This window comes from Serratia sp. T13T92, assembly GCF_047530105.1.
GTDB lineage: Bacteria > Pseudomonadota > Gammaproteobacteria > Enterobacterales > Enterobacteriaceae > Chania > Chania fonticola.
The window spans coordinates 69,168-84,827 of the sequence record NZ_JBLJAK010000002.1 but is presented as its reverse complement, the minus strand read 5'-3'; the positions used below and the strand labels follow the sequence as shown (position 1 = coordinate 84,827).

Genomic DNA, 15,660 nt, shown 5'->3' with positions numbered 1-15,660 from the left:
ATTGGTCACTGAGTAATCAATAAGGGCCTAAGCAAAGACATTAAATTATTAAAATGTTGGGAATAATCCTAACTTCAGGTAATACCCCTAAAAAGACCTATTTGTTTCAAAATATTTCATATGATAACAAAATAATTCTTTTGTGTTTTTAACTTATTGATATTTATTGGTTTAATTTTTCAATAATGCCGGTTTAATAAGTGTTACCAAATGTAAGTTCAATCTATTGGCTACTATTGCTACGAAAAAATAGTTGTTAAGAAAAATCTTGGTTTGCTAGAATAATCTCACATGTCCACAGGGCGTCTGAGAAAGATGGTGTGACATGTATATTCTTAGTGAGTTTAAGCCAGTAAATATTTACTGCCAGGACTGCTTTATTGGAAAAAGTATATTAAAAGGATTCTTATGAAAATCAAAATGATGGCTCTCGCTTTAATTGCATTCTCTAGTACCTCCATGGCTGATTCTGCCAACACTGTGCAATTCAAGGGTGAAGTTAGTACTCAAACCTGCTCGGTTAATATTAACGGCAATGAAGCCAATCCGGTGGTGTTACTGCAGACGGTGGCGGCCAACTCGCTCGCGACCAAAGGTGCCACCGCTGGGGAAACGACCTTTACCGTTAACGTAACCGGTTGTACTACCGCGACCAGCGACACTTCCATCAAAACGGTATTTGTGGGCAATAACGCGACCACCAATGGCAACCTGGGTAACACCGGTGATGCAACCAAGGTTTCTATTCAACTGTTGGATAGCGATGCCACCACGCCATTGAGCTTTGCTACGGGTTCAACGGCCACCACCAGCGCAATGACGCTGGCAACCGGCGCGACATCCACCTCGCAAGAACTGGTTGCCCGTTATTATGCCGAAGAGGCTGGGGTGACTGCAGGTTCAGTGATCGCCACAGCACAATATGCGATTACCTATAAATAACACTCTGCCGCTCCAGGTTGTTTCCGCCAGCGGGCTCAAGCCCGATGGCGGGAAATAGCCTGTTACCCACAATAATGTCAGCACTGCCCGAAAAGCTAAGGGGTGCTGGGTTATTAGTCTTGTTGACTGGTCTCTCTTATGGCGTATACCACACGTACCTTTTCTTGTTGGGCGGCATTGCTGTTCAGCCTGACGTTGCTGATTGTCGATAGCGCTGCTGCCAGCGTCACCATGCTGGGCAACCGAGTGATTTACCCGGCCCAGGCACGCGAAAAGACGCTGCAGTTTACCAACGATGATGCTGCCCCGGCGCTGATCCAGGTCTGGCTTGATATCGATAATGACAAATCGACGCCGGAAACGGCCGATGCCCCCTTTATCGCATCGCCACAGATTTTCCGGATGAATGCCCATAGCGGGCAAATGGTACGGTTAATGTACACCGGGAAAGGGTTACCGACTGACCGCGAATCCCTGTTTCACCTTAACTTCCTCCAGGTGCCAGCCGTCAAACAAAGCGAAACGGATAAAAACAAGCTGGTGCTATTGGTCAGCAATCGGCTGAAGGTGTTCTATCGGCCCGAAGGGCTGCCGGGAGAAGGCAACCAGGCGGGCAAACAGTTGCGTATCCAGCGTAATGGCAATGCATTACAGGTCAGTAATCCTACGCCTTATTACGTCAGCATCAGCTATGCCAAAAGCGGCAATAAAAACCTGCATATTGAACCGGCCGATATGGTCGCGCCTTTTTCGCAGGTGAGTTGGCCGCTAGGTTCGGCGTTCTCCAAAGGGAAGCTGAAAGTGGAGCTCGGCGTTATGAATGACTACGGGGTAGAGGTTCCCGTAACGCTAGAGACGCCGCACTAAAAAAGGACAGGGAGGTCCTGATGTCGCTCAAAAACTATCCCACATTGCCGTCTCTGCTATCAACGTGCTGCCGCTATGGCCTCTTTTTGCTCTCTCTGGGCGGGATCTCCCTGGCACAAGGCGCGACGGACGACTACGCCTTCGACGCCGATTTACTGCGTGGCAGCGTTTTCAGCACTACGCAACTCGAACAGTTCAACCAACAGGATCTGGTGACGCCAGGCACTTATGAGGTCGAACTGTTTACTAACGGTGTGTTTGTTGAACGCAGCAAAATCCGCTTTGTCCTGGGCGACGATCGGCACGTATTGCCCTGTTTTGAGCAGCAACAGCTGGAGCGTCTTGGCCTAAAGGAAGTGCCGGCGGTGCCTGCGGAAGGCTGCCTGCAACCTGGACGCGATCTTAAAGATATTCAGGTTCAGGCCGATATGTCACAGCTGAGACTGGATCTCAGCATTCCACAAAGTTTGCTGAACCATAAACCCCGTGGCAGCGTTAGCCCTGACAGCCTAAGCAGTGGTGAAACAATGGCGTTTTTCAACTACAACGTTAACCAATATCACGTCAACTACCGCCAGGGGCAGACCAAGGATCTCAACTCCACCTTCGCCAACATGAACGGGGGTTTTAACCTGGGATTATGGCGTTACCGCCAGCAATCCAGCTTCCGTTTTGATAATGAACTTGGCAGCCATTGGGAGACCAGCCGCCGCTATGTTCAGCGGGCGGTGCTGCCGTTACGCAGTGAGGTGTTGCTGGGGGAAGGCTTTACTGACGGCCATTTCTTCGCCGGGTTGGGGTTTCGCGGCGTTCGGATGACGTCGGACGATCGTATGCTGCCGGACTCGCTGCGAGGCTATGCTCCTGTGGTGCGCGGTATTGCCAACAGTAACGCCAGAGTGACCGTATTTCAGGGTAAAAGCCAACTGTATGAAACCACGGTGGCCCCGGGTCCCTTTGCGATTGACGATCTGTTTGCCACCAACTTCTCCGGTGACCTCACGGTGGTGGTGACCGAGGCCGATGGTAGCGTCAGCACCTTCACCGTGCCATTCTCTGCCGTTCCCCAATCCATGCGCCCCGGATCCTCACGCTATTCGGCGACCCTTGGGCGATCGCGCTTTATCGGCGACAACGATCTGTTCAGTGAGTTGACCTGGCAGTATGGTTTGAGCAACTCGGTGACGTTTAACGCAGGCAACCAGCTAGCTGATGGCTATCAGGCCTTGATGCTGGGTGGGGTCTACAGTAACTCACTGGGGGCTTTTGGCCTGGATAGCACTTTTTCCCATGCCAGCCTGCCGGAAGGCGATACCTCTGGCTGGATGCTGCACCTCTCCTATAGCAAAAGCTTTACCCCAACGGATACCACGCTTTCCATCGCCGGGTATCGTTACTCCACCGAAGGGTTTCGTGATTTGAGCGATGTGCTTGGCGTACGTCAGGCTGACAGCAGTGGACAAAGCTGGCAATCCGATTCCTATCGCCAGCAGTCGCGCTTTGAAGTGGCCGTCAATCAGGGGATCGGCTCATTGGGTAACCTGACGCTGTCAGGCTCTACCCAGGATTACCGCGATGGGCGTGGCCGGGATAATCAGCTACAGTTGGGTTGGGGCAAGGTCTTTGGCAACGGCGTCGCGTTGAACCTTTCGGTGACGCGAACCCGTAGCCTGAACGGCAACAATAGCGCCTATTACGACGGCAGCCAGCCCTATGTGAATACCAATGATCTCGCGAGTAGCAATACCTCGCAAACCGTTAGCTCGCTCTCGGTTTCCTTTCCTCTTGGCCGCTCTTCTTCTGCGCCAACGGCATCGTTGTTCTCTAACCACAGCCAGGGGCAGGGAGGGAGCTATCAGGCGGCGATCTCGGGCAACGTGGGGGAGACGCAGCCGGTCGGCTATGGGCTTAATTTCACCACCGACGATAATAACCATAACAGTATCTGGGGGGGTAACCTGCAAACCCGCTTGCCTTATGCCAGTGCCACCGGCTCGGTTTCAGCATCCAGCCAATATTGGCAGGGATCGGCTGCACTACAGGGGGCCGTGGTTGCCCACCGTGGTGGGGTCACGCTCGGGCCTTATGTTGGTGATACCTTTGCCCTGATCGATGCCCCCGGTGCGCGTGGTGCGCAAGTGATGGATGGGCAGGGCGCCCGCGTCGATCGTTTCGGCTATGCCCTGGTTCCTTCGCTGGTGCCCTATCATTTCAATACCGTGGCTCTGAATCCGCAGGGGATGAGCAGCAAGGCAGAATTGGAAGATGGGCAACAGCGCGTGGCTCCTTTCGCAGGAGCCACGGTGCGAGTGCACTTCAAGACGATACGGGGCCAGGCCGTGCTGATCAAAGTTCAGCGGCCGGATGGCAGTATAATCCCGATGGGTACCTCGGTCTTTGATGAGAACAATAACGATGTCGGCATGGTCGGCCAGGCTAATCAGGTCTATTTGCGCAGTGATAAACCGCAAGGGAAATTGACCTTACGCTGGGGAGAAGGGGCGACTGAGCGATGCAGTCTGCCCTATAAATTACCCCCGCCAACCGATGAGCCGCTCCTGCTGCTGAAGGCGACATGCCGCTGATTCACCGATTATTCACTGGAGGTTATTCCATGAAGTTAATTTCACTGCTGCGGTTGGCGCTGTTGGGGAGCCTACTTGCAGGGATCGGCCTGCCAGCGGCGGCCAGATGCACCCGCGTTTCGCCAGCTATTGACTCCGGTTGCGACGCCTGTGGCGTCGGGGTCGGCCTGGGGCGTATCAACCTGACCAGCACTTACCTGCAGCCCGTAGGCACGCCGCTGGGCAGTAGCGTGTTTGATTTCACCTCCGGCGTCCGTTACCCAGATCCGAACAAAGTTTTGTATGAGTGCGATGCTAGCGACGTCGGGCAGATTTTTGAAGTGTTTGCCACCAACGGTGACGACCGGGTGGGGGGGTATTATGATTTAGGGGCGGCGGACGGCAATCCCAACTATTTTGCCACCTACTTCCCCTATGTCGGTATTCGTCTCACTCATCTGGATTCGGGCAAGGTATTTACCCGTTACTGGCAGGCAACGCCGATCACCCGTTATGCCACCGTGGGTAACAAGATCCAGGTCCGGGTCAAGGATTTCAGCCCCATCCGGGCAGATCTGATCCGCATCAGTTCGCTCCCTGGCCGTGGTGCCAGTAACTACTGTGGTTACAGTGCCTCTAATCCATTGACTGGCATGGCTTCCACCACGGGTAATTCGAACTATACCTGCATCCAGCCTAATGGCTATGTGACCTTCCAAGGGCCGGGTATTGCGTCTGATCCTATTGGTAGCGATTCAGCCACCAACTATTCGACCTGGGGAACTGGGCGTTGGAACGCGATGGGGATGGGGACGTCGCCGATTTCTTCTCTTTCTTACACCGCCACCTGTGTGGCACGTAACGTCACGCCGCTGGTGATCCTGCCCACGCTTTCCGTTGGCCAATTAACCGCGGGGCGAACTTCTCAGGCCCAGTTCACCATCAATATCGAATGTGATAATGCAGCCGTTTCGGGGATTAGTACCAATCGTACTGCCTTGGGTCTGCAAGTCCCTTATGCCAGCTTTGCTCTGGCGCAACAGCTTGGTCTGGTCAACGCCAGCGGTGGCGTCAGCTATCTGCTCTCTGACGGTTATGGCACGGACAGCAGTGTAGCGACCGGCGTGGGAATTGCACTCTCTAACAGTAGCAACGGTACGCCAATGAACTTTGTCGGCTGGGCTCGTTGTAGTGCTGGCCAGTGCCCGCAGGGTAACAATGCGGGTTGGTACCCTGTTCTTGATGGCGCAAGCAACGGGGGCAGCACCGCGACGGGGTATACTCATTACACCACGCAGTTGACAGCCACATTATCGCGCTTGCCGGGCCAGACCGTTACGGCGGGCAAGGTTGATGCCAAGGCGTATGTTTGGGTCAAGGTACAGTAGGGAACATTATGAAGAAAATCGTCTGTGCGCTACTGCTGCTCGCTGGCTTGTTACCTGCAATGCTGGCTCAGGCCGGCATTATCGCCTCCGCGACGCGAGTGATTTTTCGTGAGGGCGATAATGAAAAAAGCTTGATGCTCCTCAATACCAATGACTACCCGATCGTGGTACAAACCTGGGTAGACGATGGGGATGTCAACGCAGCCCCCGAACAATCAACAGCGCCTTTTGTCAGCTTGCCAGCGGTATTTAGCATGCAACCCAAGACCATGAAAGGGCTGAGGCTGATATATAACCAGCAGTCACTGCCAAAGGATCGGGAATCGGTCTTCTGGATTAATCTGTACGAAATCCCGCCGACGCGCCCGGTGATCCCCCCGCTGCAGCCTAGCGTGACCATGGCGATGAACACCCAGATGAAGATTTTCTATCGGCCCAAAGCGGTGGTCGCGGCCGAGAAGGATGCGCCTAAGCCGGTGTTTACCCTGAAAAAGGAAGATAATCATTACGTCTTGCTGTGCGATAACCCGTCGCCGGTTTATCTCTCTTTTTCCCGTCTTGCGCTGCGCATTGGCCAGCAGGATTATCCGGTGCAACAAGAGAGCGATATGATGACGCCGCCTTACGGCAGTAAAAAGTATCGGATTAATGATATTGTTCAATCAGGGGCTATCTCTTCAGCGATGGTCAACGCCGCCATTATCGATGATCAGGGTAATGCGGTCGATCAGCAATATGCCGTACGGAAATAACAGGCCTAACCTTGCGGCCAAATAGAGAATAAGATGACACCCACTAAACATCAGATCGAACTAGAATTGGCACAACGAGCCACCAAGATAAGAAGCTCGGGGCGGTTCCATCAGGCGATAATTAAACACGGTGTGCTGATAGATGAAACCTATCGGAATCATCCTATGTTCTACAAAATCATCTTTCGTAACAGCCGCTTTATTATCTGCTCGACTCTGCTGGCCATTTATTACACTCAAGGCGAGGCCGCCCTGAAGGATGTTAAAGCCTTTTTTAAAGGCAAAGATATTATCAGCGAGAACGCGTTGGATTCGTTTCTGTTCTTCCTACGCGTTGGGCGCTGGCTAGAGGTCAAGAAGGACGATCAAGACCGGCGCACGCTGTTGTTTAGGCCTACCCCGAATGCCCTGCGCCAAACCCATGAGCTGGTTTCCTCGATGGCGTTGCCCTATCAAACGTTGGCCCCCGAAATTCCGGTTGCCGACCTGCTGGATCAGAGTTGGTTTTTACCTGCGTTCTTCAAGGTTTACGGCCAACTGATGATACAGGAGATCTATCTGAACGATCTGGTACCACAGGCCGCATTATTTATTACTAAAGATGCGGGCCATATGGTGTTGCTGATGCTATTTATGGAAAGTATCCGCCACAATTCCCACATGCTGTTTTTGTCCTCGGCGGAGATCGCCAAGTTTAGCTCGGTGTCCCGTACGCATATCAATCGGATCCTGCTGGCGGCGGAAAAATCGGGCCTGCTCACCACCAAAAATAACGTGCTGATTGAGTTAAATAGCTCGTTTATTGAGATGGCAGAGCGCTACTTTAGCCTGTATATGGCGATGGTGGGTTATAGCCTGGATGGAGCATGTCAGCAGCATAATAACTAGAACTGCCAGGAAAATCACGACAGTGATATAGCTACAATATGCAATTTATAGCATTCAACTAATTATCATGGTATTTATTTTGTTTTTAATATTTATAACGCCATGATTTTATTGCTGGAATAAAAATCCTATTTTTATATTCTTTTTTATTATGTCTTATAGCTGTTAGCTACTAGACTCTAAAATCTATCGGGAAAATATCTGCTTTCCCCCTCGATTAAATACCTTAAATAGAGCCGGTGGAATAATGCCATTGGCTATCGTACTTTGTTGCATACAGACTGAGAGGTTGGAATGCGAAGTAGGATAATTATTGTAGGTGGTGGTACGGGAGGTACCATACTGGCCAATCTCTTGGCCGCCAAGTTACACCGGGAGGTTATCAATAATCAGGTTGAAATCATGATGATTTCTGACTCACCGGTGCATTATTACAAGCCCGCGTTTATGTATGTCGCCTTTAATGCTTTTTTCAAACAAGAACTGACCAGGCCACAGCAAAGCCTATTACGGCCAGAGATACAGTTTATTGTTGATAAGGCTGAACAATTCGATTTATCCCAGCGTTGTATTTATACCCGCAGTGGCAATAAATATCACTACGACTTTTTAGTCTTTGCCACCGGCTGTGTACCCTGGCCAGAACAGATTGAAGGATTGGCCCAGGCGGGCGATCACTTTTACCAATATCAGGCGGCTCGCCAGTTGGCGCAAAAGTTGGCCACTATCGAGAAAGGGCGAATTTTTATCACGGTGTCGTTCCCACAAACGCCCAACGTACCGCACCAATGTGGTATTGCCCCGATAGAAACCACCCTGATGCTGGATGACTATCTGCGGCGGCGCGGGGTGCGTAACAACGTTGAAATTGTTTATACCTACCCGACCATTTCACAGCTCCTGCGTAATTGCCTGTTCCTGCAACGCCCCACCGGCGAGGCTCTGCCCAGCATTTTTGCGGCCCGCGATATCAAGCATCAGCGCGGTTTTACCCTAAGCAAAGTGGATAGCGAACGGCGCATTGCCTATTCCTCTGAGGGTGACGAACAACCCTTCGACATCCTGATGGCTACCCCGCCGATCCGTGCGGTGGAAGCGGTGCGCAACACCGGGCTGAGCGATATCGATAACGGCGAAGGCTGGCTCCCCACCGATCACCAGACGCTGCAGGTTTATGGGCAGCAGGGCGTTTATGTGATTGGCGATACCGTCGATCTGCCGGTCAGCAAGGCGGGCGGTTCCTGCCATAACCAGGCCCCGGTGATTGCCGACAATATCGTCGCGGAACTGCGCTTAGGCCAGCCCCACACCCATTACGACGGCAAAGTGCAGGCCATCGCCCAAATGGGACTACAGGCCGGTATGCCGTTGGTTTACGACTATCGCCATGACGTGATCCCCACACCTGCCACTAAGCTGGGCGGCATGCTGCGCAACGGGTTTAACCGTGGCCTGTACTGGGCCACCGTACGCGGACTGATTTGAACGGAGGAAATATGGACTCATCGCAAGCACAGCCGTTAGATGCCCTGTTGGCCAAGCTCGATCCGCTGCTGGCGACCGGCAGGCTGGATAATGTGGTCGATCTGCTGTCGTTGCTTTCTGACATAACGGATATTGCGGACAACGCGCTGGTGGAAAAACTGGCCGGGGTGTTCGAAGGCGTGGTCGCTGCGGGTTGGGAGGGCGGCATGGCGCTGAAGATGGCGCATAGCGAGCTGCAATTGAACACCTCGCCCGTCAACTACCGTTCGGTCTATGCGCTGCTGCGCCAGCCGGACACGCTATTGGGATTGATGCTGGTGTTGCGCACGTTACAAATCATCGGCCAGCGGTTGCGTACCTCAACGTTGCCAGCAGAAAGCTGACGGCAACTCTTCTCCCCCCAACAGGACAGCTTTATGTCAATGCAATCCAAACAGGCGTTCGCCACACGTGCCATTCATCACGGTTATGACCCGCAGCAATTTCTGGGTGCGCTTTGCCCACCGGTTTTTATGAGTTCGACTTTTACCTTTCCCTCGGCGGAATATGGCGGTGCCTGTTTCGCTGGTACCGAGCCTGGCTATTTTTACTCGCGTATTGCCAATCCAACGCTGAATTTACTGGAGCAGCGCATCGCCAACCTGGAGGGCGGAGAGGCCGCGGTAGCCTTTTCCTCCGGCATGGGAGCGATCACTGCCTGTTGTTGGACGCTGCTGGCACCGGGCGATGAATTGATCGTCGATGAGACGATTTATGGCTGCACCTTCAGCTACTTCCATCATGGCCTGGCGCGTTACGGCGTGAAAATCACCCACGTTGACCTGACACGTCCTGAGCAATTGGCGAAGGCCATTGGGCCACGCACCCGACTGGTATATTGCGAAACACCAGCCAATCCGAATATGCGCCTGATCGATATTGCGGCCATCGCTGAAATCACTCACGGGCAACCACGAGCGCAGTTGCTGGTGGATAACACCTACTGCACGCCTTACCTGCAACAGCCGCTGGCGTTGGGGGCGGATATGGTGGTGCACTCCGCCACCAAATATCTGGGTGGGCATGGCGATCTGCTGGCCGGGCTGGTGATCGCCAAGGCTGAGTTGGCGCAGGAGATCCGTCTGGTTGGTTTGAAGGACATGACCGGTGCGGTGCTGTCGGCGCAGGATGCGTCTCTGCTGCTACGTGGCCTGAAAACCCTGCCATTGCGCATGGAGCGCCATTGCGACAACGCTCAGCAGTTGGCAGAGCTGTTGGAACAGCATCCGGCGGTGGAGCGCGTTTATTACCCAGGATTGGAGAGCTTCCCGCAACATGGCTTGGCCAGCCAGCAGATGAGCCGCCCAGGCGGGATGTTGGCCTTTGAGCTGAAAGGGGGGATGGAGGCCGGGATCCGCTTCCTCAATGGATTAAATCTGATCCTGCGGGCGGTGAGCCTGGGGGATTGCGAATCGTTGGCGCAGCATCCGGCGAGTATGACGCACTCCGCCTATAGTGCCGAAGAACGCCAGCGGCACCATATCAGCGACGGGCTGATCCGGCTTTCTGCAGGATTGGAAGATGTTGAAGATTTGAAGGCGGATATCAATCAGGCGCTGGCACGTTGCCAGTAAACCTGCTGCAGCGACCACCAGCCTCATGAGTCGAGGCTGGTGGGCTGGGCTTTAGTGGCTTTCTGTTGAGACTACGGCAGGGGTTTCCCCACCTTTTTTGCGTACCCACAACGTATAAGCCAGCGTCAGGAAGGCTACCCAGACTAGCCCGACATACAGCGCGATACGGCTTTCCTCGAAGTAACCGAGCAGGCCGATGACGAACACCATAAACGCCGTTGCCAAAGCAGGAGCTACTGGCCACCAAGGGACTGGGAAGCTCAGCTTGGCCACTTCATCTTTAGTGAGCGTGCGGCGCATGGCGATCTGCGACAGCAGGATCATCAGCCACACCCACACCGTGGCAAAGGTGGCGATGGAGGCAATGATGATAAAGATCTGTTTGGGGATCAGATAGTTGAGCACTACGGCCAACAGCAGGGCAATGGACATCACCAACACCGTCATCCAAGGTACACCGTTACCGGTCAGTTTGGTGAAGGCCTTCGGTGCTTGCCCATCTTGTGCCATGCCGTACATCATGCGGCCAGCGCCGAAGATGTCGCTGTTGATGGCGGAGATGGCGGCGGTGATCACCACCACGTTCAACACGTTAGCCGCCGAGCTGATGCCCATATGGCTGAAAATCTCGACAAACGGGCTACCGTTCTGGCCGATGCTGTTCCACGGATAGATAGACATCAATACCAGCAGGGTTAGCACGTAGAACAGCAGGATACGGACCGGCACGGCGTTGATTGCCTTGGGCAGCACCTTGGCGGGATCTTTGGCTTCGCTGGCGGTGATACCGATAATTTCAATCCCGCCAAAGGCAAACATCACCACCGCCAGGGAGGCAATGACGCCACCGATGCCGTTAGGCATAAAGCCGCCGTGTTGCCACAGATTGCTGAAACCGGTCGCTTCCTGCGTGACGCCGAAGCCGAACAGCATCACCGCGGCCCCACCAATGATCATCGCCACGATGGCGGCAACCTTGACCAGTGACAGCCAGAACTCCATCTCGCCAAACACTTTGACGCTGCACAGGTTAAGCGCGCCGATAAACAGAATGATGCTCAGTACCCAGACCCATTGCGCGACGTCTGGGAACCATAGCCCCATATAGATGCCGAAGGCCGTCACGTCGGCCAGAGCCACGATCACCATTTCAAAGGTATAGGTCCAACCGGTGAGGAAGCCCGCCAACGGGCCTAGGTAATGGCTAGCGTAGTGGCCGAAGGAGCCGGAGACGGGCTGATGCACCGCCATCTCCCCCAAGGCACGCATGACCATAAATACTGCCGCTCCACCCACCAGATAGGCAAGCAGTACGGCCGGGCCAGCCAGTTGAATCGCGCCAGCGGAACCATAAAACAGACCGGTACCGATGGCCGAACCCAGGGCCATAAAGCGGATATGTCGCGCGTTCAGGCCACGCCGGAGCTGGGGTTTCTCATTACGCATGTTGCTTCTCCGTTTTAATCATATTGTTGTCGGACAGGCAGCGCTATCCGCACAGGGGGAACGAACCCCGGCGGGATAGAGGACGAATTGTGCAGGGTAATAGGCCGTGCCCCAGACTGACGGGGCACGGCCTAAAGGCGTTACGCCTGGCTAGGTAACAAGGTGGCTGGGATCAGCGCGGTCAGATGGCCTGCTGCCAACAGTTGGCTGGCAGCTTCGATATCGGGGGCGAAGAACCGATCCTTATCGTAGTAGGCGACATGCTCGCGCAGCAGATGCCGAGCCTGCTCCAGCCCTGCGGTAGTTTGCAGACCTTTACGCAGATCCAGCCCCTGACAGGCCGCTAGCCATTCTACAGCCAGAATGCCGCGGACGTTATCCGCCATTTCCCACAGGCGACGGCCCGCTGCCGGTGCCATCGAGACATGGTCTTCCTGGTTGGCCGAGGTTGGGATGCTGTCAACGCTGGCCGGATGTGCCAGTGCCTTGTTCTCGCTGGTCAGCGCGGCGGCGGTGACCTGGGCGATCATAAAGCCGGAGTTCACCCCGCCGTTATCCACCAGGAACGGTGGCAACTGCGACATGTGTTTATCCATCATCAGAGAAATACGGCGCTCGGAGAGTGAACCGATTTCGGCAAACGCCAGCGCCAGGTTATCGGCGGCCATGGCTACCGGTTCGGCGTGGAAGTTGCCACCGGACAGCACATCGCCCTGTTCGGCAAACACCAGCGGGTTATCGGAAACGGCGTTGGCCTCGATCTCCAGCACTTCTGCGGCCTGGCGGATCTGCGTCAGGCAGGCACCCATCACCTGCGGTTGGCAGCGCAGGGAGTAAGGATCCTGCACTTTTTCGCAGTTGGCGTGTGAGTCCGACACGGCGCTACGCACGCCAAGCAGGTGGCGATAAGCGGCGGCGGCGTCGATCTGCCCACGCTGGCCACGTACTTCGTGGATGCGTGGATCGAACGGGCTACGAGATCCCAGCGCGGCTTCCACGGTCAGGCTGCCGGTTACGGTGGCGGCAGCAAACAGATCTTCGGCGTCAAACAGGCCACGCAGCGCAAAGGCGGCGGAAACCTGGGTGCCGTTCAACAGTGCCAGACCCTCTTTGGCTGCCAGCGTTAACGGTTTCAGACCCGCTTTGGCCAGCGCCTCGGTGGCCGGTAACCATTCACCTTGATAACGGGCCTTACCTTCGCCCAACAGCACCAGGCTCATGTGTGCCAGCGGGGCCAGATCGCCTGAAGCGCCAACGGAGCCTTTCAGCGGGATATGCGGATACACTTCGGCATTCACCAGCGCCATCAGCGCCTGGATCACTTCCAGACGGATGCCGGAGAAACCTCGTGACAGGCTGTTGATCTTCAGCACCATAATCAGGCGCACCAGGCTGTCATCGGTAGGGGCACCCACACCGGCTGCATGTGACAGCACGATGGAACGTTGCAGGTTCTCCAAATCTTCGCGGGCGATACGGGTGGAAGCCAGCAGGCCAAACCCGGTATTGATACCGTAAGTGGTGCGGTTCTCTTCCACAATGCGTTCCACGCAGGAAACGCTCTGCTGGATCGCGCCATAGGCGTTGTCGTCCAGCGTCAGGGTGACCGGGTGCTGATAAACCTGGCGCAGTTCGGCAAGCGTCAGCTTACCTGGGCGGATAGTCAGAGCGTTCATGCTTTTTCTCCCTGAGTAGCGGCAACCATTGGCAGGTTCAGACCTTGCTCGCGGGCGCAGTCGATAGCGATCTCGTAACCCGCATCGGCATGGCGCATGACGCCGGTGGCCGGATCGTTATGCAGCACGCGGGCGATACGCTCGGCGGCTTCATCGGTGCCGTCACAGACGATCACCATGCCGGAGTGTTGGGAGAAGCCCATGCCGACGCCGCCGCCGTGGTGCAGAGACACCCAGGTGGCACCGCTGGCGGTGTTGAGCAGGGCGTTGAGCAGCGGCCAGTCGGATACGGCATCAGAGCCGTCCTTCATTGATTCGGTTTCACGGTTCGGGCTGGCGACCGAGCCGGAGTCCAGGTGGTCACGGCCAATGACGATTGGAGCAGAGAGTTCGCCGCGGCGTACCATCTCGTTAAATGCCAGGCCCAACTTGGCACGTTGGCCCAGGCCGACCCAGCAGATACGGGCTGGCAGACCCTGGAAGCTGATGCGCTCACGCGCCATATCCAACCAACGGTGCAGGTGCTCATCGTCTGGGATCAGCTCTTTGACCATGGCGTCGGTCTTGTAGATATCCTGCGGATCGCCAGACAGCGCAGCCCAGCGGAACGGGCCGACGCCACGGCAGAACAGCGGGCGAATATAGGCAGGTACAAAGCCCGGGAAGTCAAAGGCGTTATCAACGCCCATCTCTTTGGCCATCTGGCGGATGTTGTTGCCGTAGTCGAAGGTAGGCACGCCCATTTTCTGGAACGCCAGCATGGCTTCTACGTGTTCGGCCATCGACTGTTTGGCGGCCTTCACCACCACCGCAGGTTCGGTTTGTGCACGGCGGCGATACTCTTCCCAACTCCAGCCTTTCGGCAGGTAACCGTTGAGCGGATCGTGGGCGCTGGTCTGGTCGGTGACCATGTCCGGGCGCACGCCACGCTTGACCAGCTCCGGCAGGATTTCTGCCGCGTTGCCACACAGGGCAATCGAGATGGCTTTGCCTTCGGCGCAGTATTTTTTCAGGCGCGCCAGAGCGTCATCCAGATCGGTGGCCTGCTCATCGACATAGCGGGTTTTCAGGCGGAAATCGATGCGGCTCTGCTGGCATTCGATGTTCAGCGAGCTGGCCCCGGCCAAGGTAGCGGCAAGTGGCTGTGCGCCACCCATGCCACCCAGCCCGGCGGTCAGCACCCAGCGGCCTTTCAGGCTGCCGTCGTAATGCTGGCGGCCAGCTTCGACGAAGGTCTCGTAAGTGCCCTGCACGATGCCCTGGCTACCGATGTAAATCCAGCTGCCAGCGGTCATCTGGCCATACATTGCCAGGCCCTTGGCATCCAGCTCGTTAAAGTGTTCCCAGGTGGCCCAGTGAGGCACCAGGTTGGAGTTGGCAATCAGCACGCGCGGGGCGTTACTGTGCGTTTTGAACACGCCGACCGGCTTGCCGGACTGCACCAGCAAGGTTTCGTCGTCTTCCAGGGTTTTGAGGGTGGCAACGATCTTGTCGTAACAGTCCCAATCACGGGCTGCGCGGCCGATACCGCCATAAACGACCAGTTCGTGTGGATTTTCAGCCACTTCAGGATCCAGGTTGTTCATCAGCATGCGCAGTGGCGCTTCGGTCAGCCAGCTTTTGGCGTTTAATTGTGTACCGCGGGGCGCGCGAATATCAACATGGCGAACTTTGTTATTTGCAGTCACAGCTAGTTCCTCAAACAGTATCGGTACAAATCTCATCTTATGACGGCAACTCACAGGCCATAACAATGAGCGGGGTTTATTAACATATACTTGTATGTACAAGCATATGCAACAGCGGCGACAATTTGATAAAAATGGCATAAGCAAAGGTTATTTGTGTTTTAAATCATGTCTTTATGTTTTGTTTTCGGATTAAGGCTATTAGCCGGACATGGCAAAACAGTGAGCTGCTCTACAAAAATGAATTAAAATAGTGTCATTTTTGAGCGATAAATCACAATAATTTTACATATGGATTACAACTAAGCGGCAGCGATAAAAAAAACGTATTACCGGGGGATTGGGAGACAA

The 15,660-nt window shown here is 54.9% G+C and carries 12 protein-coding genes; 9 read left to right on the top strand and 3 right to left on the bottom strand.

Annotated features, from left to right (window positions below; genetic code table 11):
- The first annotated feature begins 408 nt into the window (after positions 1-408).
- From ACMV5I_RS04070 to ACMV5I_RS04030, 9 genes are all read left to right on the top strand, one after another.
- On the top strand, positions 409-942 hold the full coding sequence (locus tag ACMV5I_RS04070) for a fimbrial protein (RefSeq protein WP_414823740.1): 534 nt from the start codon (positions 409-411) through the stop codon (positions 940-942).
- Positions 943-1,080: 138 nt separating this feature from the next.
- The gene (locus ACMV5I_RS04065) at positions 1,081-1,809 is read left to right on the top strand and encodes a molecular chaperone (RefSeq protein ID WP_202671533.1); all 729 of its coding nucleotides are present in this window, start codon (positions 1,081-1,083) and stop codon (positions 1,807-1,809) included.
- A gap of 20 nt (positions 1,810-1,829) precedes the next feature.
- A complete protein-coding gene (locus ACMV5I_RS04060; protein WP_414823739.1) occupies positions 1,830-4,394 on the top strand; it encodes a fimbria/pilus outer membrane usher protein in 2,565 nt (854 codons plus the stop codon).
- Between the two features lie 29 nt (positions 4,395-4,423).
- Entirely contained in the window at positions 4,424-5,761 is a 1,338-nt protein-coding gene (locus tag ACMV5I_RS04055; protein WP_414823738.1) for a fimbrial protein, read from the top strand.
- A gap of 8 nt (positions 5,762-5,769) precedes the next feature.
- Entirely contained in the window at positions 5,770-6,513 is a 744-nt protein-coding gene (locus ACMV5I_RS04050; protein ID WP_202671535.1) for a molecular chaperone, read from the top strand.
- Positions 6,514-6,546: 33 nt separating this feature from the next.
- Positions 6,547-7,401 (top strand): hypothetical protein, encoded by an 855-nt coding sequence (locus tag ACMV5I_RS04045; RefSeq protein ID WP_024483435.1) that lies wholly within the window; start codon positions 6,547-6,549, stop codon positions 7,399-7,401.
- 294 nt (positions 7,402-7,695) lie between these two features.
- Positions 7,696-8,886, top strand: coding sequence for an FAD/NAD(P)-binding oxidoreductase (locus ACMV5I_RS04040; protein WP_024483434.1), 1,191 nt, complete (start codon positions 7,696-7,698; stop codon positions 8,884-8,886).
- Positions 8,887-8,897: 11 nt separating this feature from the next.
- Positions 8,898-9,269 carry a hypothetical protein gene (locus tag ACMV5I_RS04035; protein ID WP_414823737.1) on the top strand — a complete coding sequence of 124 codons (372 nt, stop codon included), beginning with the start codon at positions 8,898-8,900 and terminating at the stop codon, positions 9,267-9,269.
- Positions 9,270-9,302: 33 nt separating this feature from the next.
- Entirely contained in the window at positions 9,303-10,499 is a 1,197-nt protein-coding gene (locus ACMV5I_RS04030; RefSeq protein WP_414823736.1) for a methionine gamma-lyase, read from the top strand.
- A 51-nt stretch (positions 10,500-10,550) separates the two neighbouring features.
- On the opposite strand, the gene ACMV5I_RS04025 is transcribed toward ACMV5I_RS04030, so the two are convergent.
- The 3 genes from ACMV5I_RS04025 to hutU form a co-directional block, all read right to left on the bottom strand.
- Positions 10,551-11,945, bottom strand: coding sequence for an amino acid permease (locus ACMV5I_RS04025; protein WP_121608738.1), 1,395 nt, complete (start codon positions 11,943-11,945; stop codon positions 10,551-10,553).
- A 140-nt stretch (positions 11,946-12,085) separates the two neighbouring features.
- On the bottom strand, positions 12,086-13,621 hold the full coding sequence (gene hutH / locus ACMV5I_RS04020; protein ID WP_414823735.1) for a histidine ammonia-lyase: 1,536 nt from the start codon (positions 13,619-13,621) through the stop codon (positions 12,086-12,088).
- Positions 13,618-15,309, bottom strand: a complete 1,692-nt coding sequence (hutU, locus tag ACMV5I_RS04015; RefSeq protein ID WP_024483429.1) for a urocanate hydratase — start codon at positions 15,307-15,309, stop codon at positions 13,618-13,620. Before hutU ends, hutH begins: the two co-directional genes overlap by 4 nt.
- Positions 15,310-15,660: the final 351 nt, after the last annotated feature.